General features: G+C 72.6%; 16 protein-coding genes and 1 pseudogene. 7 read left to right on the top strand and 10 right to left on the bottom strand.

Annotated features, from left to right (window positions below):
• Positions 1-117: 117 nt before the first annotated feature.
• Positions 118-1,143 carry an ATP-dependent 6-phosphofructokinase gene (locus tag JFN87_RS05475; protein ID WP_209338770.1) on the top strand — a complete coding sequence of 342 codons (1,026 nt, stop codon included), beginning with the start codon at positions 118-120 and terminating at the stop codon, positions 1,141-1,143.
• Positions 1,144-1,216: 73 nt separating this feature from the next.
• Here JFN87_RS05475 and JFN87_RS05480 read toward each other — a convergent pair whose 3' ends face one another.
• Both JFN87_RS05480 and JFN87_RS05485 read right to left on the bottom strand, forming a co-directional pair.
• A complete protein-coding gene (locus tag JFN87_RS05480; protein WP_209338740.1) occupies positions 1,217-1,924 on the bottom strand; it encodes a response regulator in 708 nt (235 codons plus the stop codon).
• Positions 1,921-3,600: an ATP-binding protein gene (locus JFN87_RS05485; RefSeq protein ID WP_209338741.1), complete on the bottom strand. Its 1,680-nt coding sequence runs from the start codon at positions 3,598-3,600 to the stop codon at positions 1,921-1,923. The genes JFN87_RS05480 and JFN87_RS05485 overlap by 4 nt, the downstream gene beginning before the upstream one ends.
• A 147-nt stretch (positions 3,601-3,747) precedes the next feature.
• On the opposite strand from JFN87_RS05485, the gene JFN87_RS05490 reads away from it, so the two are divergent.
• A complete protein-coding gene (locus JFN87_RS05490; protein WP_209338742.1) occupies positions 3,748-5,133 on the top strand; it encodes a cation:dicarboxylate symporter family transporter in 1,386 nt (461 codons plus the stop codon).
• 88 nt (positions 5,134-5,221) lie between these two features.
• Here JFN87_RS05490 and JFN87_RS33485 read toward each other — a convergent pair whose 3' ends face one another.
• From JFN87_RS33485 to JFN87_RS05505, 4 genes are all read right to left on the bottom strand, one after another.
• The gene (locus tag JFN87_RS33485; RefSeq protein ID WP_245178793.1) at positions 5,222-5,605 is read right to left on the bottom strand and encodes a hypothetical protein; all 384 of its coding nucleotides are present in this window, start codon (positions 5,603-5,605) and stop codon (positions 5,222-5,224) included.
• A complete protein-coding gene (locus JFN87_RS33490) occupies positions 5,580-6,056 on the bottom strand; it encodes a class I SAM-dependent methyltransferase (RefSeq protein ID WP_245178794.1) in 477 nt (158 codons plus the stop codon). The genes JFN87_RS33485 and JFN87_RS33490 overlap by 26 nt, the downstream gene beginning before the upstream one ends.
• 13 nt (positions 6,057-6,069) lie before the next feature.
• Positions 6,070-6,420 carry a hypothetical protein gene (locus JFN87_RS05500; protein ID WP_209338743.1) on the bottom strand — a complete coding sequence of 117 codons (351 nt, stop codon included), beginning with the start codon at positions 6,418-6,420 and terminating at the stop codon, positions 6,070-6,072.
• Between the two features lie 87 nt (positions 6,421-6,507).
• A complete protein-coding gene (locus tag JFN87_RS05505; RefSeq protein ID WP_209338744.1) occupies positions 6,508-7,221 on the bottom strand; it encodes a TetR/AcrR family transcriptional regulator in 714 nt (237 codons plus the stop codon).
• A gap of 84 nt (positions 7,222-7,305) precedes the next feature.
• Here JFN87_RS05505 and JFN87_RS05510 point away from each other — a divergent pair, with 84 nt between their 5' ends.
• The 5 genes from JFN87_RS05510 to JFN87_RS05530 all read left to right on the top strand — a co-directional run bounded on the left by JFN87_RS05510 (position 7,306) and on the right by JFN87_RS05530 (position 12,518).
• Positions 7,306-8,754 carry an MFS transporter gene (locus JFN87_RS05510; RefSeq protein WP_209338745.1) on the top strand — a complete coding sequence of 483 codons (1,449 nt, stop codon included), beginning with the start codon at positions 7,306-7,308 and terminating at the stop codon, positions 8,752-8,754.
• Positions 8,755-8,823: 69 nt separating this feature from the next.
• A complete protein-coding gene (locus tag JFN87_RS34485) occupies positions 8,824-9,363 on the top strand; it encodes a MerR family transcriptional regulator (RefSeq protein ID WP_372449183.1) in 540 nt (179 codons plus the stop codon).
• On the top strand, positions 9,360-9,719 hold the full coding sequence (trxA, locus tag JFN87_RS05520) for a thioredoxin (RefSeq protein ID WP_209338746.1): 360 nt from the start codon (positions 9,360-9,362) through the stop codon (positions 9,717-9,719). The genes JFN87_RS34485 and trxA overlap by 4 nt, the downstream gene beginning before the upstream one ends.
• A gap of 195 nt (positions 9,720-9,914) precedes the next feature.
• Positions 9,915-12,158: a HelD family protein gene (locus JFN87_RS05525; protein ID WP_245178795.1), complete on the top strand. Its 2,244-nt coding sequence runs from the start codon at positions 9,915-9,917 to the stop codon at positions 12,156-12,158.
• Between the two features lie 90 nt (positions 12,159-12,248).
• The gene (locus JFN87_RS05530; RefSeq protein ID WP_372449184.1) at positions 12,249-12,518 is read left to right on the top strand and encodes a hypothetical protein; all 270 of its coding nucleotides are present in this window, start codon (positions 12,249-12,251) and stop codon (positions 12,516-12,518) included.
• Positions 12,519-12,585: 67 nt separating this feature from the next.
• Here the strand turns inward: JFN87_RS05530 and glgB are convergent, their stop codons facing one another.
• The 4 genes and pseudogenes from glgB to JFN87_RS05550 all read right to left on the bottom strand — a co-directional run bounded on the left by glgB (position 12,586) and on the right by JFN87_RS05550 (position 20,832).
• The gene (gene glgB / locus JFN87_RS05535; protein ID WP_245178803.1) at positions 12,586-14,976 is read right to left on the bottom strand and encodes a 1,4-alpha-glucan branching enzyme; all 2,391 of its coding nucleotides are present in this window, start codon (positions 14,974-14,976) and stop codon (positions 12,586-12,588) included.
• 254 nt (positions 14,977-15,230) lie between these two features.
• Positions 15,231-16,673: a maltokinase N-terminal cap-like domain-containing protein gene (locus JFN87_RS05540; protein WP_209338748.1), complete on the bottom strand. Its 1,443-nt coding sequence runs from the start codon at positions 16,671-16,673 to the stop codon at positions 15,231-15,233.
• 458 nt (positions 16,674-17,131) lie between these two features.
• Positions 17,132-18,847, bottom strand: a pseudogene (gene treS / locus JFN87_RS05545) (maltose alpha-D-glucosyltransferase); the annotation flags it as partial.
• Positions 18,844-20,832, bottom strand: coding sequence for an alpha-1,4-glucan--maltose-1-phosphate maltosyltransferase (locus JFN87_RS05550; RefSeq protein WP_209338773.1), 1,989 nt, complete (start codon positions 20,830-20,832; stop codon positions 18,844-18,846). The pseudogene treS and the gene JFN87_RS05550, both read right to left, overlap by 4 nt.
• Positions 20,833-20,947: the final 115 nt, after the last annotated feature.

Here is a 20,947-nt window from a genome sequence, read left to right on the forward strand (position 1 = left end):
GCGAAGGGGGACGCCCGTGCGGTCGGGTGCGCGTGCGCTGGCCCCGCCGTGGCAGGATCGAGGCAGGCGGCCACCGTCCAGGCCGACACGGAGCAGGAGCAGGAGACGACAGCGACGATGCGCATCGGAATTCTCACAGCGGGCGGCGACTGCCCGGGTCTGAACGCCGTGATCCGGTCGGTCGTGCACCGCGCCATGGCCGAGCACGGGGACGAGGTCATCGGCTTCGAGGACGGATTCAAGGGGCTGCTCGACGGCCACTACCGGCCGCTCGACCTCAACGCGGTCAGCGGCATCCTCGCCCGCGGCGGCACCATCCTCGGCTCCGCCAGGCTGGAGCGCGGGCGCCTGCGCGAGGCCGCCGAGAACTGCCGGGAGCTCGCCACCCGCTACGGCATCGACGTCCTCATCCCGATCGGCGGCGAGGGCACCCTGACGGCGGCCAGGCTGTTGTCGGACGCGGGCATGCCCGTCGTCGGCGTGCCGAAGACCATCGACAACGACATCCACTCCACGGACCGCACCTTCGGCTTCGACACCGCCGTCGGCGTCGCCACCGAGGCCATAGACCGCCTGAAGACCACCGCCGAGTCGCACCAGCGCGTGATGGTCGTCGAGGTGATGGGACGGCACGCCGGCTGGATCGCCCTGGAGTCCGGCATGGCGGGCGGCGCGCACGGCATCTGCCTGCCCGAGCGGCCCTTCGAGGTCGACAAGCTGGTCAAGATGGTCAGGGAGCGGTTCGAGCGCGGCAAGAAGTTCGCGGTGATCTGCGTGGCCGAGGGCGCGCACCCGGCGGCGGGCAGCATGGACTACCGGCGCGGCGAGATCGACCAGTTCGGCCACGAGCGCTTCCTCGGCATCGGCAACCGCCTGGCCGCCGAACTCGAGCGCCGCCTCGGCACCGAGGCGAAGCCCGTCATCCTGGGCCACGTCCAGCGCGGCGGCACGCCCACCGCCTACGACCGCGTCCTCGCCACCCGTTTCGGCTGGCATGCCGTGCAGGCGGCGCACCGCGGCGAGTTCGGCAAGATGACCGCGCTGCGCGGCAACGCCGTCGAGATGGTCCCGCTCGCCGAGGCCGTCACGCAGCTCAAGACGGTCCCGGAGTCCCGCATGGTCGAGGCCGAGTCCGTCTTCTGACCGCCCTCCCGTCCGCGGGCGTCAGGCGCGGGCCTCAGGTGCGGGCCTCAGGCGCGGGCCTCGGGGCCGGGCCTCAGGTCCGCGCCGGTGACCAGCGGTACTGCAGCTCCGGGCGCCCCACCTGGCCGTAGCGCGGGCTGCGCTCCGCGCGGCGGTCCGTGACCAGGTGCTCCAGGTAGCGCCGGGCCGTGATCCGCGAGATGCCGACCCGCTCGGCCAGCTCCGCCGCCGTCAGTCCTGACGGCGACGAGCGGAGCGCGGCCGTGACCGCGCGCAGCGTCGGCGCGCTGAGCCCCTTGGGCAGGGTGGCGGGCTCCGGCGCCCGCAGCGCGCCGAGCGCCGCGTCCACCTCGTCCTGCCCGCCCGCCTCACCGGCGGCCGTCCGGAAGCGCGCGTACCGCACGAGCCTGTCCCGCAGCGTCCCGAACGCGAACGGCTTCAGCACGTACTGCACGACCCCGAGCGACACGCCCTCCCTGACGAGCGCGAGGTCGCGCGCCGATGTGACCGCCACGACGTCCGCGTGGTGCCCGCTCGCGCGCAGCGCGCGCAGCAGTTGCAGCCCGTGCCCGTCCGGCAGGTAGAGGTCGAGCAGGATCAGGTCGACAGGCCGCTGCTCCAGCAGGCGCGCCGCCTGGGCGCGCGTGTGCGCGACGCCGACCACCGTGAACCCCGGCACGCGCTCCACGTACAGCTGGTGCGCGTCCGCCGCCACCGGATCGTCCTCCACGACGAGCACCCGTACCGGCTCGGCCGCGTGGCCCGCCTCCGCGCCGCTCACCGCGCCACCGCCGCCGCCTCGCCGCTCTCCGGCGCCTCGACAACCTCGATGCTCTGCGCCGCGCCCTCCGCGGTCAGCGGCAGCCGCACCGTGAACTGGGCGCCCCCGTCGCCGCCCGCCGCGACGGTGACGCTGCCGCGCGCCCGGTGCACCGCCTGCCGCACCAGCGCGAGCCCGAGGCCCCTGCCGGGCCCGTTGGTCGACCAGCCGCGCCGGAAGACCTCCTCCACCGCGCCGGGCACCACCCCGGGGCCGGTGTCCCGCACCCGCAGCAGCAACTCGCCCACCTCCTCGTCGGCCAGCGCCGTCACCGTCACCCGCGGCGGCCCGGCGGCCGCCTCGCCTTCGGCGGCCGCCGCCTCCACGGCGTTGTCTATGAGATTGCCGAGGATCGTCACCAGATCGCGCGTGGAGAGGGCGGCGGGCAGCACCCCGTCGTCCATCCGGCTGTCCGGCGCGAGCAGCAGCTCGACCCCGCGCTCGTTCGCCTGCGCCGCCTTGCCGAGCAGCAGCGCCGCGAGCACCGGCTCGCCCACGGCACCCACCACCTGGTCCGTCAGCTCCTGCGCCAGCTCCAGCTCCGACGTGGCGAACTCCACGGCCTGGTCGACCCGGCCGAGCTCGATCAGCGACACCACCGTGTGCAGCCGGTTCGCCGCCTCGTGGGCCTGCGAGCGCAGCGCCTCCGTGAAACGGCGCTCCGAGTCGAGCTCACCGGACAGCGCCTGCAGTTCGGTGCGGTCGCGCAGCGTCACGACCGTACCGCGGCGCTCGCCGCCCACCACCGGGCGGGTGTTGACGACGACGACCCGCTCGTCCGTGAGGTGCACCTCATCCACCCGGGGCTCGGAGGCCAGCAGCGCCCCCGTCAGCGCGGGAGGCAGCCCGAGCTCGGCCACCGGCCTGCCCACCGCGGACTCGTCGAGGCCCAGCAGCTCCCTCCCCGCGTCGTTGACCAGGGCGATGCGCCGGCCGCCCTCCAGCATCAGCAGCCCCTCACGCACCGCGTGCAGCGCGGCCTGGTGGTAGTCGTACATCCGGCTCAGGCCCGTCGCGTCCAGCCCGTGGGTGTGGCGGCGCAGCCGCCTGTTGATCACGTACGTGCCGAGCGCGCCGAGCAGCAGCGCCGCGCCCGCGGCCACCGACAGCACCTTGAGCTGCCCCATCACCTGCGTGGATATCCGGTCCACGGTGATCCCCACACTGACCAGGCCGACGATCCGCCCCCCGTCCCTGATCGGCGTGACCGCGCGCGTGGACGGGCCGAGCGTGCCCGTGTACGTCTCGGTGAACGTCCTCCCACGCAGGGCGGGCGCCGTGGTGCCGATGAAGTGCCGGCCTATCTGCTGGGGGTCCGGGTGCGTCCAGCGGATGCCGCGCGGGTCCATGACCGTGATGAAGTCCACCTTCGTGTCGTGCCGCACGCGCTCCGCGTACGGCTGGAGCTCGGCCGTCGGATCCTTCGTGCGGATCGCGGCACGCACCGACGGTGAATCGGCCACCGAGCGCGCCGCGATCCGCACCTCGCGCCTGGCGGTCTCCCGCGCCTGCGACCGGTCGTTGACGAACGCGAACACGGCGCACCACGCGACGATCACCGCGATGAGCACGGCCTGTACCGCGAAGAGCCGGCCGGCCAGACTGCGCGGCTTGCGCGCCGCGTGGAAGGAGGACATGGGGCAAGTCTCCTCGTTTCCCCGCCGGAGGCGTCCGCGTTGTCCACAGGCCCTGGCCGGAAATCGTATGAACGAAATGAACACAAGGGTGACCGGGGTCACAGCGCGGTGGATAGTCACCGGGACCCCGAGTCAAGGAGGACACAGGTGGCCGCGAAACGGGACCGCACCCACTATCTGTACATCGCCGTGGTGGTAGCCGTGCTGCTCGGCATTCTGGTGGGCTTCGTGGCCCCCGGTACCGCAGTACAGCTCAAGCCGATCGGCACCGGCTTCGTCAGCCTCATCACCATGATGATCGCGCCGGTCATCTTCTGCACGATCGTGCTGGGCATCGGCTCGGTGCGCAAGGCCGCGAAGGTCGGCGCCGTCGGTGGCATGGCCATCGGCTACTTCCTGGTGATGTCGACCGTCGCCCTGGCCATCGGCCTCGTCGTCGGCAACATCCTGGAGCCCGGCCAGGGCCTGCACCTCACCGAGTCCGTACGGCAGTCGGGCCTCGCGCAGGCCAAGGGCACCAGCGACTCGCTGCCCGACTTCCTGCTGAGCATCATCCCGACGACGCTGGTCTCCGCGTTCACCGAGGGCTCCACGCTCCAGGCCCTGCTGATCGCGCTCCTGGCCGGCTTCGCGCTCCAGGCCATGGGCAAGGCGGGCGAACCGGTACTGCGCGGCATCGAGCACCTGCAGCGGCTGGTGTTCCGCATCCTGGCCATGATCATGTGGGCCGCGCCGGTCGGCGCGTTCGGCGCGATGGCCGCGGTGGTGGGACAGACGGGCGTCGACGCGCTCAAGTCCCTCGCCATCATCATGGTCGGCTTCTACCTGACCTGCGCGATCTTCGTCTTCGTCGTGCTCGGCCTGGTGCTGCGGTTCGCCGCACGCGTCAACATCTTCCTGCTGCTGAAGTACCTGGCACGCGAGTTCCTGCTGATCCTCTCGACGTCGTCGTCGGAGTCCGCGCTGCCGCGCCTCATCGCGAAGATGGAGCACCTCGGCGTGAGCAAGTCGGTCGCCGGCATCACCGTGCCGACCGGCTACTCGTTCAACCTCGACGGCACCGCGATCTACCTGACGATGGCGTCGATCTTCATCGCGGAGGCCATGGACAAGCCGCTCTCCATCGGCCAGCAGATCTCCCTGCTCGCCTTCATGGTCATCGCGTCGAAGGGCGCGGCGGGCGTCACGGGCGCCGGCCTGGCCACCCTCGCGGGCGGCCTCCAGTCGCACCGCCCCGAACTGGTCGACGGCGTCGGGCTGATCGTCGGTGTCGACCGCTTCATGAGCGAGGCCCGCGCCCTGACCAACTTCGCGGGCAACGCGGTGGCGACCGTGCTGATCGGCTCATGGACGAAGGAGCTCGACCGGGGCCGCCTCGGCGAAGTACTCGCGGGCCGCGTCCCGTTCGACGAGAGCACGCTCATGGACGAGAGCGGTGGCGGCGGCGCGACGGAGGACGCGCCGCCCGCGGGGGCCGACGTACCGGAACAGCGCGGCGGCGACACCGCGCCGCGGACCGGTGCGGGGGTCTGACCCCGCCGTCGAGCAACGGCACGGGCCGGTTCGCACGTCCGCACGCGGCGGCACGCGCGACCGGCCCGTTCTGGCGGGTCCGGGCCGGTCAGCCGCGCAGCCTGGCCGTCGCGAACTTCATCGTCATGGCGCACGGAACAGGGCCGCCCGCGGGAGCCAGCTCCGCGGCCCCGGCCAGGAACGCCTCGCGCAGTTCGGCGACGGCTGCCGCGGGCAGCGGGCCCATGTCGTACACCCTGGCCATCGCCTCCCACACCAGCTCCACCGGCCCGCCGAAGTCGATGCGGGCCGTCGACCACGTGGGCGGGCCGAATCCCGCCGGGCCGAGGATCTCCGCCAGTCCCTCGGCACTGCGGGTGCGCGGGTCGCCGAGGGAGGGAACGCGGTGCTCGCCCGGCAGATCGGCCCAGGCCCGGCGCAGGAGGGAGACGAACAGCTCGTACGCCTCACCGCCGGCCGAGCCGCCGCCCATCGCACACCAGCAGGCCACCGGGCACGAGGACGCGCGCGGCCTCGGCCGCGACCTGCTCGACGTCCGCCATCAGCATCAACGCCAAGTGGGAGACGCACGCGTCGAACGCGCCGTCCTCGAACGGCAGCCGCTGCGCACGCCCTTCGAGCAGCGCCGCACCGGCGAGCGCCGGCCGCCGCCGTGCGAGGGCCAGCGCCTCCGGTGAGAGGTCGACACCGGCCAGGTCGGCCGCGTCCCGCGTCCGGGCGAGGACTTCGAGCAGCAGCCCGTCCCCGCAACCGAGTTCGACCACTCGCCGCGCGTCTGCCGTGAGGTCGGCGACGATCCGGTAGCTGGAGCGCCCGTCGTCCGACCTGCCCGTGCCGAACGTCTCCGACGTCACGGCGGGCCGCTCGGCGTGAAAGGCCCGCAAAAACGCCTCTTGGGCACGCGCGTCGGCGATGGAAGTCATTCCCGCACCCTAGTCACAGCCGGCGCCGCGCCGCCTCGACGCTGTCGCCGCCGCTGGTGTTGAACGCGATGGCCGCCTGCGGGGCATGACGGCGAATCAGGTTCACGACCTCCTCGAACAACGGGAGCAAGGCCTCGGCCTTGCGCACCCCGCCGCCGACGACCACCACGTCCCACGGACGCGCCGTCAGTGATGTGACGAGGGCAGGCTCGGCGGACTCGTCGAACACGATCAGCGTCATGGCGGCGTCGATCCCGTGCTCGCCGAACCGGGCCAGCTCCGCGTCGAGGCCCGCGCGCAGAGCTTGCGCGTCCACGCCGGGGATTGCCTGAGGGTCGTAACCGACGACGAGTACGGAAGGCATGCGGGCAATCTACCGGGCTCCTTCGCGCGCACGACCGGTCGGTGACCGGTCGGTGACCGGTCCACGGCCCGCCGGCGATCGGCCCGCTCAGCGGCGTGCGAGGCCGTCCAGCACGAGGTCGAGCGTGAAGTCGAAGCGTTCGTGGTCCGTGCCCGCGGTGAGCTCGGCGGCGTGGCGCTTGGTCTGCGGGAACGTGTCGGGCAGGCCGGAGAGCCGGCTGAGCAGCTCGTCCCGGCTGACGACCCACTCGTTGCCCGGGTCGGTGAGCAGGGAGACCTCGAGCGTGTAGGCGCTGACGTACAGCATCAGCGAGTCGATGCCCCAGGCGGCGGCCTGCGGGGCGATGCCTCCCGCGAGCAGGATGGCGAGCATGCCCTCGCCGATGCGCAGCGTGTCCTCGTTGGTGGGCGCCGCGGCGAGCGCGGCACGCGAGATGCCCGGGTAGCGCAGGTACTGGTCGCGCATCCGGGTGCAGACTCCGGTGATCTGCTCCCGCCACGCGGCCGGTTCGGGCTCGGGCAGGTCGATCTCGGTGCACAGGCGGCCGATGAGCAGCTCGCCCAGGTCGTCCTTGTTGACGACGTGCGCGTACAGCGACGCGGGACCCGTCTCCAGGGCGGCCGCCACCCGGCGCATGGTCAGGGCCTCGTAGCCGTCGCGCGCCACGATGCCGAGCGCCGCGTCGATGATCGCGGCCACCGTGATCGGCTGCGCCCGCCGCCCTCGCGCCGGCGCCGCGCCCGCGCCGGGGTCGGGCTGGTGGTGACGGGACGCGCGCCGCTGCTGGGGAGTCGGGGACATGCCCAGAGCGTACCCAATCGACGAACCTCGTACTACCGAAAGCGAACAGTATTCGCTTGACACGAACAGCGTTCGTAACATCGAATGTTGTTCGTGTCTACCGTTTCGTTCTCCCCGCCCGCGGCGCGCTCCGGCGTGCTGCCGCCGCGCACCGCGTGGCTCGTGCTCGTCGTCGTCTTCCTGGGCGAGATCATGGATCTCGTCGACACCAGCGTCGCCAACCTCGCCGGGCCGTCCATCCGTGCCGACCTCGGGGGCGGTCCGATGACCCTCCAGTGGGTGCTGTCCGCCTACACCGCGGCCTTCGCGCTCGGGCTGGTCGTCTCGGGCCGGCTCGGCGACCTGATCGGCCGCCGCCGGCTGTTCCTGATCGGCATGGCCGGGTTCACCCTCGCCTCGCTGGCCTGTGGGCTCGCCACGGGCCCCGCGTCCCTGATCGTCGCGCGGCTGCTGCAAGGCCTGTTCGGATCCGTGCTGATCCCGCAGGGCATGGCGCTGGTGAAGATCGTTTTTCCGCCGGAGCTGCTACGCAAGGCGCTGATGCCGTTCGGCCCGATCATGGGCCTCGCCACGGTCGGCGGGCCGATCCTCGCCGGCTGGCTGCTCCACCTGGACCTCTTCGGCAGCCAGTGGCGCTCGATCTTCCTGATCAACGTGCCCCTCGGCGCCGCCGCCCTCGTGCTCGGCCGGCGCGTGCTGCCCAGGCGCGGCGGCGAGGACCCCGGCGCCCGCGTCGACCTGACCGGCGTGGGCCTGCTCACCGCGGGGTCGGCCCTGCTGATCGTCCCGCTCATCCAGGGACGTGAACTCGGCTGGCCCGCCTGGACGTACGCGATGATGGCGGCATCGGCCGTGCCGCTCGCGCTGTTCGTCGTCTCCGAGCGCCGCAGTAGCCACCCGGTCATCGCGCCGTCCCTGTTCCGCAAGCGGAGCTTCGTGGCCGGGCTGCTGATCGTCGGCGGCTTCTACGGCGCGCTGAGCGCGTTCGTCCTCGTCATCAACCTGCTGCTGCAGCTCGGCATGGGCTGGACGCCGTTGCGCACCGGGCTGACGCTCGTGCCGTGGGCCGTCGGCACCGCCGTCGCTGTCCTGTTCGGCGGCGGAGCGCTCGCCGGGAGGCTGGGACGCGCCGCCCTGCGGATCGGGCTGTCCGTCGCCGCCGCCGGCCTGCTCGCCCTCTGGTGGTCGGCCGCCCACTGGTCCACCGGGATCACCGTCCCGGAGCTGGCGCCCTCGCTGTTCCTGACCGGCTTCGGAGCGGGCCTCGTGTTCGTCCCCCTCTTCGACTTCGTACTCGGCGACGCCACCGTCGAGGAGGCCGGTACCGGCGCGGGCATGCTGAGCGCGGTCCAGCAGTTCGCCAACGCCATCGGGGTCGCCGCCCTGGGGACCGCGTTCTTCGCGCGCGTGGGGCACCCGTCCGCGCACTCCTACGTCGCCGCGGCCCAGCTGGTCTTCGCCGTCTGCGCCGGTCTGTACGTCCTGACGCTGCTGCTCACCGGGCTGCTGCCCAGGCGTGCGCAGCAGGCCTGAGGACGAGGACCGGGCCACGGCTCCCCGCTCCTTGCCTTGACGTCGGCGTCAACGCATACCGTCGAGGACATGCGCATCGGCGAACTGGCGGAGCGGGCCGGGACGACCACCCGGGCCCTGCGGTACTACGAGTCGCGCGGACTGCTGCCCGCGCGGCGCACGGTCAACGGGCACCGCACGTACGACGAGTCCGACCTGCGGCTGCTCCGGCAGATCAGGACCCTTCAGGACTTCGGGTTCGACCTGGAGGAGACCCGTCCCTTCGTGGAGTGCCTGCGCGCCGGGCACCCGTCGGGCGACGCGTGCGCCGGGTCGCTCGCCGTCTACCGGCGCAAGCTGGCCGAGCTCGACGCACTGATCGCGCAGCTCGGCTGCGTGCGCGGCGAGGTGGCGGCCCAGCTGGCGAAGGCGGAGGGCGCGCACACCCGCCACCCCGCGGGGGCCGACAAGGAGGAGGCCGACGAGGGGGACCGGACGGGCGCACGGCCGGGCCGCCCCGCCGCCCTGGCGGACGTCGCCGCGCCCGAGCCGCGCTGCGAGCTCACCGACGCGCTTGCCCGGCACGACCTGGGCCGCCCCGCGGCCGCCAACCGAAAGGAACGCTCATGATCGAGACCGTCCATGCCGAAGCCGTCGCCCCCGCCGAAGACGTCACCACCGTCACGGACGCGGACTTCGACGCCACCGTGCTCGGCGCCGGCCTGCCCGTGCTCGTGGACTTCACGGCCGACTGGTGCGGCCCGTGCCGGCAGATCGCACCCGTGCTCGACGCCATCGCGAAGGAGGAGGCGGGCCGGCTGCGGATCGTGCGGATCGACGTCGACGCCAACCCCGCCACCGCGATCAGGTACGGCGTCCTGTCCATGCCGACGCTCATGGTCTTCCGCGGCGGCGAACCGGTGAAGACCATCGTGGGGGCACGCCCCAGGCGCAGGCTCATGGAGGATCTGGCCGACGTGCTCTGACGCCGGGCCGGTCTCCGCTCTCCCGAACCGAACGCCATCATCGCGAAAAGAGAAACACCCTGTCCGCGAATTGACGGACAGGGTGTTTCTCTGCGTATATTGGGGGTTTCCGTGCTCAACGCGCTCAAGCCATGCTCAAAAGCGTGGCGTGCGCGTGGAGTTCGATGTTCATAGGTTACTAGGGCAGGGGTCGAATTGTCAAACGACGCGTTGCGGGACGAGCAGGAATTCATCTCCCGTCTGTATGCGCGCCTCGACGGCCTCAGGGACGGCGCACAGGGCGCGATGAGCCGCTCCGTGGCCCAGGTGGGCACCGGCAGGCAGGCCAAGGTGGAGCGCGACGTACGCACACAGGAGCAGGCCGCGCGGCTGTCGCAGCTGAATGCGGTGGAGTCGGGACTGTGTTTCGGCCGCATAGATTTCCGTGACGGCGCGGAACACCACATCGGCCGTATCGGAATGCGTGAGGACGACGCGGAACGCACCCCTCTGCTGATCGACTGGCGTGCCCCCGTCGCCAGGCCCTTTTATCTCGCGACGGGCTATTCGCCGATGGGCCTGAGCCGTCGCAGGCACCTCACCACGCGGGGCCGCGAGGTCACCGATCTCCACGACGAGATCATGGACCTCGGCGACGCCACGCGCACCGGCTACGAGAACCGCGACGCGGACGAGGTCCTGCTCGCGGCGCTGAACGCCGCGCGCACCGGCCGCATGACCGACATCGTGCAGACGATCCAGGCCGAGCAGGACCGCATCATCCGCGCGCCCCACCGCGGCGTCCTCGTGGTGGAGGGCGGGCCCGGCACCGGCAAGACCGCCGTCGCCCTGCACCGCGCCGCCTACCTGCTGTACGCGTACCGCGAGCAGCTCGCGCGCCGCGCCGTCCTCATCGTCGGCCCCAACCCCGCGTTCCTCGGCTACATCGGCGAGGTGCTGCCGTCGCTGGGCGAGACGGGCGTGCTGCTCGCGACGACCGGCGAGCTGTTCCCCGGCGTCACCGCCACCGGCACCGACACCCCGGCGGCCGCGGCGGTCAAGGGCGGCACCGCGATGGCGGACGTCCTGGCACGCGCCGTGCGGGACCGCCAGACGGTGCCCGAGCGCGTCACCGCGATCGAGCACGAGGACCACGGCACGCTCCCGCTCGACCGCGAGAGTGCCGAGGACGCGCGCGCCGCCGCCCGTGCCACCGGACTCCCGCACAACCTCGCCCGCCCGCACTTCGCCTTCCGCGTGATCGACGCACTGACGGCCCAGCTCGCCGAGCGGCTCGGCGCCGACCCCTACGGCGGCCCCAACCTCCTCGGCGCCGACGACATCGCCCAGCTCGGCAAGGAGATCGCCACCAGCCCCGCCGTCCACGCCGCGATCGACGAGCTGTGGCCGCACCTCACGCCGCAGCGGCTGCTCGCCGACTTCCTCGCCGACCCGTTGCAGCTGCCCGAGCACGAGCAGGCCCTCGTGCGCCGCAGCGACGGACCCTGGACACCGGCCGACGTGCCGCTACTCGACGAGGCCGCCGAACTGCTCGGCGAGGACGACAGCGCCGCACGCGCGGCGGCGGAGGCCGCGCGCCAGGAGCAGGTCGCGTACGCGCAGGGCGTGCTCGACGTGTCCGCCGGGTCGAAGACGTACGAGTTCGAGGACGAGGAGTCCGAGGTGCTCGCCGCGCACGACGTCATCGACGCCGAGCGGTTCGCGGAGCGCCAGGAGGAGGCCGACACCCGCAGCGCCGCGGAGCGCGCCGCGGCCGACCGCACCTGGGCGTTCGGCCACATCGTCGTCGACGAGGCGCAGGAGCTCTCCGCGATGGCGTGGCGGCTGCTGATGCGCCGCTGCCCCAGCCGGTCGATGACGCTGGTGGGCGACCCCGCGCAGACCGGCGACGCGGCGGGCTGCGACTCCTGGCAGCAGATCCTGCGGCCGTACGTGGACGACCGCTGGACGCTGGAGAGGCTGGGCGTCAACTACCGAACGCCGGCCGAGATCATGGAGGTCGCGGCGGACGTGCGGCGCGCCGAGGAGCCGGACTTCACACCGCCGCGCTCGGTGCGCTCGACCGGCGAGGAGCCGGTCGTCGTGACCGTGGCGCAGGACGAGCTGGTCACCGCGGCCGTCGAACTCGCCCTCAAACTGCCGGACACCCACAGGGGCGGGGCCGTGTCCCCTGGCAGGCTCGCGGTGATCGCCCCCGCGACGCTGCTGCCGCGGCTCGCCGCCGCCCTGCCCGGGGCGTCCCACGGCGAGACGCCCGACCTGACGCGGCCGACGGTGCTGCTCACGCCGCGCCAGGCGAAGGGCCTGGAGTTCGACACGGTCGTCGTGGTCGACCCTGACACCGTGCGCACGGCGTCGCCGCGCGGCACGAACGACCTGTACGTGGCGCTGACGAGGCCGACACAGCGGCTCGGCGTCGTCCGCACAGGGGCGGCCTGAGCGCGGGCCGCTGCTCGTGCGGCGGGGAGCACCAGGACCGCGGTCCCGGCCGCCGCGGAGGCGCTGTTCGCCGAGCACGGGTACCCGCGCGTGGCCATCAGCGGCGTCGCCGAGTCGGCCGGTGCCGCGCAGGGCACGGTGTACACGGCCTTCGGCAGCAAGCCGGCGGGCGTCGCGGCGTCACGTACCGGGATCGCGGTGGGGCCCGGCGCGGCCGCCCCGAAGGCCGTGGCCCGCGCGGCGGCCGAGGTGCCGGCCGACCCGCAGTACGCCGAGAACGCCCGCAAGACGGCGGACGAGATGGGCGTGATGCCCGCGCCCGCCGAGGTCGCGGAGACCCTGGCGGCCGCACTGCGCTGACCGCCGAAGCGCTCACCACACCGCACCGCACCGCGCGCCCGCCGCCGCCGGCGGGCGCGCGCCCGCGTCACTCCGGCTTGAACCACACCGTCGACAGCGGCGGCAGCGTCAGCGGCACGCTCGCCTCGCGGCCCTGCGCCGGCACCGGCTCCACCTTCGCCGGCACGGCGTTGCGCACGCCGCTGCCGCCGAAGCGCTCCTCGTCCGTGTTGAGGACCTCCGCCCACTCGGCGTACCCGTCCGGCACGCCGAGCCGGTAGCCCTCGCGCACGACCGGCGAGAAGTTCGACACCGCGAGCAGCGGGGCGCCCGAGCGGCCGTAGCGCAGGAACGCGAACACGTTGTCGTCGGCTGCGCCGCCCTCGACCCACGAGAACCCCTCGGGCTCGGTGTCGCGCTCCCACAGAGCCGGGGTCTCGCGGTAGACCGCGTTCAGCGTCGCGACCAGGTCGCGCACGCCCTTGTGGTCATCCGCCGCCGTGTACGAGGGGTCCACCAGCCACCAGTCCGGGCCGTGCCCCTCTGACCACTCGGCCCCCTGCGCGAACTCCTGCCCCATGAACAGCAGTTGCTTGCCGGGGTGGGCCCACATGAAGCCCAGGTACGCCCGGTGGTCGGCGCGCTGCTGCCACCAGTCGCCCGGCATCTTGGACACCAGCGCGCCCTTGCCGTGCACCACCTCGTCGTGCGAGATCGGCAGGACGTAGTTCTCGCTGTACGCGTACACCATCGAGAACGTCATCTCGTTGTGGTGGTACTTGCGGTGCACCGGCTCCTTGGCCATGTACTCCAGGGAGTCGTGCATCCAGCCCATGTTCCACTTCAGCCCGAAGCCGAGTCCGCCGAAGCCGCCGGGGCCCGTGTGGTGCGTGGCGCGCGTGACGCCGTCCCACGCGGTGGACTCCTCGGCGATCGTGACGACACCGGGGCAGCGGCGGTAGACCGTCGCGTTCATCTCCTGCAGGAAGCGCACCGCGTCGAGGTTCTCCCGGCCGCCGTACTCGTTGGGCGCCCACTGGCCGTCCTCGCGCGAGTAGTCGAGGTAGAGCATCGACGCGACGGCGTCCACCCGCAGGCCGTCGATGTGGAACTCCTCGCACCAGTACACGGCGTTCGCGACGAGGAAGTTGCGCACCTCCGTGCGGCCGTAGTCGAAGGTCAGTGTGCCCCAGTCCGGGTGCTCCGCCCTGCGCGAGTCACCCGGCTCGTACAGGGGGCGGCCGTCGAAGTGCGCGAGCGCCCAGTCGTCCTTCGGGAAGTGCGCGGGCACCCAGTCGATGAGCACGCCGATGCCGGCCCGGTGCAGCGCGTCCACCAGGAAGCGGAAGTCGTCGGGCGAGCCCATGCGCGACGTCGGCGCGTAGAAGCCGGTGACCTGGTAGCCCCACGAGCCGCCGAACGGGTGCTCGGCGACCGGCATCAGCTCCACGTGCGTGAAGCCCAGCTCCCGCACGTACGCGGGCAGTTGCTCCGCCAGCTGCCGGTAGGTCAGGCCCGGCCGCCAGGACGGCAGGTGCAGCTCGTAGACCGAGAACGGCGCCGTGTGCACGGGCCGGTCCGCGCGGTGGGCCAGCCACTCCTCGTCCTGCCACGCGTGGCGCGAGACCGCAACGATCGACGCCGTCGCGGGCGGCACCTCGGTGGCACGGGCCAGCGGGTCCGCACGCAGCGTGTGGTGGCCCTCGGGCGTGCAGATGTCGTACTTGTAGACGTCGCCCTCGCCGATCTCCGGCACGAACAGCTCCCACACGCCGCTCGAACCGAGCGAGCGCATCGGCAGCGCGGTGCCGTCCCAGTAGTTGAACGCCCCGGCGACGCGCACACCGCGAGCGTTGGGCGCCCACACCGTGAACCGCGTCCCCGTCACGCCCCCGTGCTCCATCACCGTCGAGCCGAGCGCCTTCCACAGCTGCTCGTGGCGGCCCTCCGAGATGAGGTGCAGGTCGAGCTCGCCCAGCGCGGGCAGGAAGCCGTACGGGTCCCGCACCTCCACGACGTCGTCGCCCTCCGCGTCGCCGTAGCGCACGCGCAGTGTGTACGCCGGCACCTCCGCGAACGGAAGCACGCCGGAGAACAGCCCGTCGCCGTCGTCGTTCAACGCCGTGACCGTGCCGTCCGCGACGACGCTCACGGCGCGCGCGTACGGGCGCAGGGCGCGCACCAGCACGCCGCCCTCCACCGGGTGCGCGCCGAGCAGCCCGTGCGGGTCGTGGTGCTCGCCGCGCAGCAGCCTGCCCCGGTCGCCGTCGTCGAGCGGGGGAGCGGGCGGCGTGCCGGTGGCGCCGCGCCGCGCGGCGCCGGCCCCGCCCGATGACGAGGACCCGGAGGACCCCGCCGGCCCCGACGGCCCCGCTGACCCCGACGACCCCGCGGCGCTCACGGCCGCGCCGGTGTCGCGCGGTGGCGTACGGCGCGAGGGAACGGGCCTGCCGGGCGGCTGCGCCGGGGGCTCGCCCATCGGCACGGAACCGGACGCCTTGGCGGGACGGAAACGGGCGGACACTTCTGGCTCCGACGGAGTGTCGGACGACGGACGGGCGGTCACGGTGCTGCCTCCTCGGCGAGCGTCGGACGTGCGTGGGCTGTCGGGGAACTGCGCGGACGGGCGTGGCTACGAGTCTGCTGGACGGGCTGACACGGCGCGAGCGGGCAGCGGACGGACGGGTAGGGAGCGCGGCGGGCGGAGGGGTACGAGGGGTACGGAACGCGCCCTCACCGCTCCGCCGCCAGGCGCTCGATCGCCGCCATCGGCACCGGCAGCCAGTCGGGCCTGTGCCGCGCCTCGTACAGCACCTCGTAGACGGCCTTGTCCGTCTCGTAGGCGCGCAGCAGCTCCGGCTCCGAGCGCGGGTCCGTGCCGGCCGCACGCGCGTACCCCTCGCAGTAGGCGTCCCTGCACCGCGCCGCCCAGTCGGCACGCCACGGCTCGCGGGAGCGCGCCGCGTAGTCGAAGGAGCGGAGCATCCCCGCCACATCGCGCACCGGGGGCTGCGGCCTGCGCCGCTCGGCGAGCGGTCTCGCGGGCTCGCCCTCGAAGTCGATGACGGACCAGCTGCCGTCCGGGCTGCGCAGCGTCTGTCCCAGGTGCAGGTCGCCGTGGACCCGCTGGGCCGGACGGACGCGCTCCGCCGCGTCGAGGCCGCCGAGCGCCTCGAACGCGGCGCGCAGCCCAGGGGCGTACGGCTGGAGCGCGGGCACGGCCTGCGCAGCCGTGTCCAGCCTGCGGCTCATGGCCTCGGCGAGCTGCGCCGTCCTGCCGCCGTCGAGCGTCACCGTCGGCAGCGCGGACGCCAGCGCGAGGTGCACCTCGGCGGTCGCCCTGCCCAGCTCGGCCGCCTCCGCGACGAACTCCTGCCCGCCGTCGAGCGCGGCGAGCGCCAGCTGCCAGCCGTCCGTCGAGCCCCGCAGGAACGGCTGGACGACGCCGAGCGTCAGGGGCTCACCGCTGCCCGCGGGGTCCGCCGCCTCGAACCAGGCCACCGGTGCGGGCACCCGCGCGCACCCCTCGGCCGCGAGCGCCAGAGGGAGTTCCAGGTCGGGATGGGGTCCGGGCACGACACGGCGGAGGATCTTGAGGATGTACGCGTCGCCGTACACCAGCGACGAGTTGGACTGCTCGGCGCCGAGCAGCCTCGGGGCGAGACCGGCCGGGATCCGCCCCGCGCGCCCGAACCGCAGGGGCCCGACCGCGTCCACGCTGCGCAGCCTGTCCATGACGACACCGGCGAGATACGGGTCGTGCAGGGCGTCGTAGACCGTGCGTCCCGCGAGCGGCCCCTCGGTGGCGTGGCCGATGAGCGACGGTTCGAGGTGCGGCGGCAGCGACGTCCGCACGCCGAGCAGCAGCTGGTAGCAGTCGCCCGCCGCCGCGGCACCCACGGGCGGCTGCCCGTCGTGCTGCTCCACCCGCAGCAGCAGGTGCAGCAGTCCCGGGCCCTCGCCGCCGGACGGCACGGGAGGCAGCAGTTCGGTGACCGCGACCGGCACGAGGCCCGTCAGCGTGCGGCCCTTGCCGGCGAACCAGCGCTGCCGCGGCAGCCACGCGCGCAGCAGCGGGGCGAGTGAGTCGACCACCGCAGTGGCCGCGGCGGACGGTGCCCCGCCCCTGGCGGCGGCCTGGCGCCCGGTGCTCCGGGCGGATGCAGCCTTCGGCATGGCAGCGCGTCCTTTCCCCGGGTACACACAGGATGCGCCGAGTGTCCCGGATTGCGGCGGTTGCTGTCCGGCTGTTCGGAATGTGTCGGGTGAGGATGGTCCGTACGGAGTCGAGGACCGTGACGGAGGATCCCTGCGCGGCCCGATTCCCTCGAACCGGCCGTCGGTGAGAGTGCCCCGTGCGGGGCGGCGGAAACCGCCCCGCACGGGGCACCGGGTCCCCCAGCCTCCGGCCGGGAGGTGCCCCCAGCACCGGGCCCGGTACGCCCTGCGCCGGCCCCGCCGTCTCAGCCCCGCCGGTACTCGGTCGCGGGCGCCGCGCCTGGGCCCGTCGCCGCGCCGGGTCCTGCGACCGCGCCAGGATCTGTCGGCGTGCCGCCCTCGCCGATGGCCGGCTTCTCGCCCGGGGCCGCGCCCACGCCCGCGCCGAGCGAAGGGCCCGAGGCGGCCGGTGCGGGCGCGGTGTCCTGGCGCAGCCTGAACCAGTAGAAGCCGTGGCCCGCGAGGGTGAGCAGGTAGGGCCACTCGCCGATGGCGGGGAAGCGCACACCGCCGATCAGCTCCACCGGATGGCGGCCGCTGTACTGCCGCAGGTCGAGCTCGGTGGGCTGGGCGAACCGCGAGAAGTTGTGCACGCACAGCACCAGGTCGTCGCCGTTGCCCTCGGGCGAGGGCGCCTCGCGCAGGAACGCCAGCACCGCCGGGTTGGAGGACGGCAGCTCCGTGTACGAGCCGATGCCGAAGGCCGGGTTCTGCTTGCGGATCTCGATCATCCGGCGCGTCCAGTGCAGCAGCGACGCCGGCGACGCCATGGCCGCCTCGACGTTGGTGACCTGGTACCCGTAGACCGGATCCATGATGGTCGGCAGGTAGAGCCTGCCCGGATCGCTGGAGGAGAACCCGGCGTTGCGGTCGGGCGTCCACTGCATGGGCGTTCTGACCGCGTCGCGGTCGCCCAGCCAGATGTTGTCGCCCATGCCGATCTCGTCGCCGTAGTAGAGGATCGGCGAGCCGGGCAGCGACAGCAGCAGGGCCGTGAACAGCTCGATCTGGTTGCGGTCGTTGTCAAGCAGCGGCGCCAGCCTGCGGCGGATGCCGATGTTGGCGCGCATCCGCGGGTCCTTGGCGTACTCGGCGTACATGTAGTCGCGCTCTTCGTCCGTCACCATCTCGAGCGTCAGCTCGTCGTGGTTGCGCAGGAAGATGCCCCACTGGCAGCCGCTCGGGATGGCCGGCGTCTTCGCCAGGATCTCGGAGACCGGGTAGCGGGACTCGCGCCGCACCGCCATGAAGATGCGCGGCATCACGGGGAAGTGGAACGCCATGTGGCACTCGTCGCCGCCCCGCTCGAAGGAGCCGAAGTAGTCGACCACGTCCTCCGGCCACTGGTTGGCCTCGGCGAGCAGCACGGTGTCCGGGTAGTGGGCGTCGATCTCGGCCCGCACGCGCTTGAGGAAGGCGTGGGACTGCGGCAGGTTCTCGCAGTTCGTGCCCTCCTCCGCGTACAGGTACGGCACGGCGTCCAGGCGGAAGCCGTCGATGCCGAGATCGAGCCAGAACCGCAGGACCGAGATCATCTCCTCCTGGACCACCGGGTTCTCGTAGTTGAGGTCCGGCTGGTGGGAGAAGAAGCGGTGCCAGTAGTACTGCTTGCGCACCGGGTCGAACGTCCAGTTGGACGCCTCGGTGTCGACGAAGATGATGCGCGCGTCCCCGTACCGCTTGTCCTCGTCGTCCCACACGTAGTAATCGCCGTACGGGCCGTCGGGGTTGGTGCGCGACTCCTGGAACCACGGGTGCTGGTCGCTGGTGTGGTTCATGACCACGTCGATGATCACGCGCATGCCGCGCTGGTGGGCGGCGTCGACGAACTCCACGAAGTCGGCGAGGTCGCCGAACTCCGGGAGGACCGCCGTGTAGTCCGCCACGTCGTACCCGCCGTCGCGCAGCGGGGACTTGAAGAACGGCGGCAGCCAGAGGCAGTCGACGCCGAGCCACTGCAGGTAGTCGAGTTTGGCGGTGAGGCCCTTGAGGTCGCCGACGCCGTCGCCGTTGCTGTCCTGGAACGAGCGCACCAGGACCTCGTAGAAGACGGCCCGTTTGAACCAGTCGGGATTGCGGTCCTTCGCCGGGGTGTCCTCGAAGAGGTCGTGGACGGGCTCATTGACGATCATGATGTGGGTGACCCTCCGGTAGGCGGGGACGGTCGCAGGACGACGATGTGCGCGGGCGTGACGCCCGGCTCCAGGCGCACATAGTTGGCCCTGCCCCAGTGGTAGGTGTCGCCGGTGAGCTCGTCGCGCACCGGGACGGTCTCGTGCCACTCCAGGCCGAGCCGCGGCATGTCCAACGAGACCGTGGCTTCCTGGGTGTGGTGCGGGTCGAGGTTCACGACCACCAGAACGATGTTCGAACCCGACCGCTTGCTGTACGCCAGCACGGAGTCGTTGTCGGCGTGGTGGAAGTGGATGTCCCGCAGCTGCTGGAGCGCGGGATGCCTGCGCCGCAGCCGGTTGAGCGTGGTGATCAGCGGTGCGATCGTGCGGCCCTCACGCTCGGCCGCCTCCCAGTCCCTGGGCCTGAGCTGGTACTTCTCGGAATCCAGGTACTCCTCGCTGCCCGGGCGCACCGCGGTGGCCTCGCACAGCTCGAACCCCGCGTACACGCCCCAGGACGGTGACATCGTCGCCGCGAGCACCGCCCGCGCCTCGAACGCGGGCCTGCCGCCCTCCTGGAGGTAGGCGTGCAGGATGTCCGGCGTGTTGACGAAGAAGTTCGGGCGCATGACGGAGGCGGACTCGCCCGAGAGCTCGGTGAGGTACTCCGTCAGTTCCTGCTTCGAATTGCGCCAGGTGAAGTAGGTGTACGACTGCTGGAAGCCGATCGCGGCCAGCGCCCGCATCATCGCGGGACGCGTGAACGCCTCGGCCAGGAAGATGACGTCCGGGTCGGTGCGGTTGACGGTCGCGATCACCTTCTCCCAGAAGACCACCGGCTTGGTGTGCGGGTTGTCCACTCGAAAGACGCGTACCCCGTGGGACATCCAGTACCGCAGGATCCGCACCGTTTCCCTGACGAGGCCCCGCATGTCCTTGTCGAACGCGATCGGGTAGATGTCCTGGTATTTCTTCGGCGGGTTCTCCGCGTACGCGATCGTCCCGTCCGGCCTGTGGTGGAACCAGTCGGGTTTCCTGCTGACCCACGGGTGGTCGGGCGAGCACTGGAGGGCGAAGTCGAGCGCGACCTCCATCCGCAGGTCGCGCGCGGTACGCACGAAGCGGTCGAAGTCGTCGATCGTGCCGAGGTCGGGGTGGACCGCGTCGTGGCCGCCGGCCTCGGAGCCGATCGCCCACGGCACGCCCACATCGCCGGGCCCCGCCGACAGGGAGTTGTTCGGGCCCTTGCGGAACGTCGTGCCGATCGGGTGGATCGGCGGCAGGTACACCACGTCGAAACCCATCGCGGCGATCGCCGGCAGCCGCTCGGCGGCCGTCGCGAACGTCCCGCTCACCGCCGGCTCGCCCGGCCTGACCACCGCGCCCTCCGAGCGCGGGAACATCTCGTACCAGGACCCGTACAGCGCCCGCCTGCGCTCCACCCTGAGCGGCATCGGACGCGAGGCGGAGACCAGCTCGCGCAGCGGATGGGCGGTGAGCGCCTCGTCCACCTCGGGGGTGAGCGCGGCCGCGAGACGGGCCGCCGGGGGACGCGACGCGTCGCGCAGCGCGTCCACCGCCGCGAGCACGAACTCGCGGCCCTCACGTTTCGGCACGCCCTCGGCGGCCCGCTCGTGCAGCGCCGCGCCCTCGGCGAGCACCAGGTCGGTGTCGATGCCGGCCGGGATCTTGATGCCCGCGGTGTGCCGCCAGGTGGTGACGGGGTCGCTCCACGCCTCGACCGTGTACGTCCAGTCGCCCTCCTCCGTGGGGGTGACGTCGGCGCCCCACCGGTCGGTGCCGGGCGCCAGCTCGCGCATCGGGGTGAAGGGCCCGGGGCGCCCTGACGGGTCGGTGAGCACGACGTTGGCGGCGACCGCGTCGTGTCCCTCGCGGAAGACGGTCGCGGCGACCTGGAAGGTCTCACCGCTCACCGCCTTCGCCGGGCGTCTTCCGCAGTCGACGAGGGGGGCGACGTCCAGGACGGGGATGCGACCGATCAGTTTCACCGAATCACCTGGGGGCTGGGCTGGCGTGACGAGCAGGACAAGTGGTGCGAGTCGAGCAGGACAGGCGGGGTGCGGAACGGGCAAGTATCCGCGAATCAGATTTTGTACT

This window comes from Streptomyces montanisoli (genome assembly GCF_017813245.1).
GTDB lineage: Bacteria > Actinomycetota > Actinomycetes > Streptomycetales > Streptomycetaceae > Streptomyces > Streptomyces montanisoli.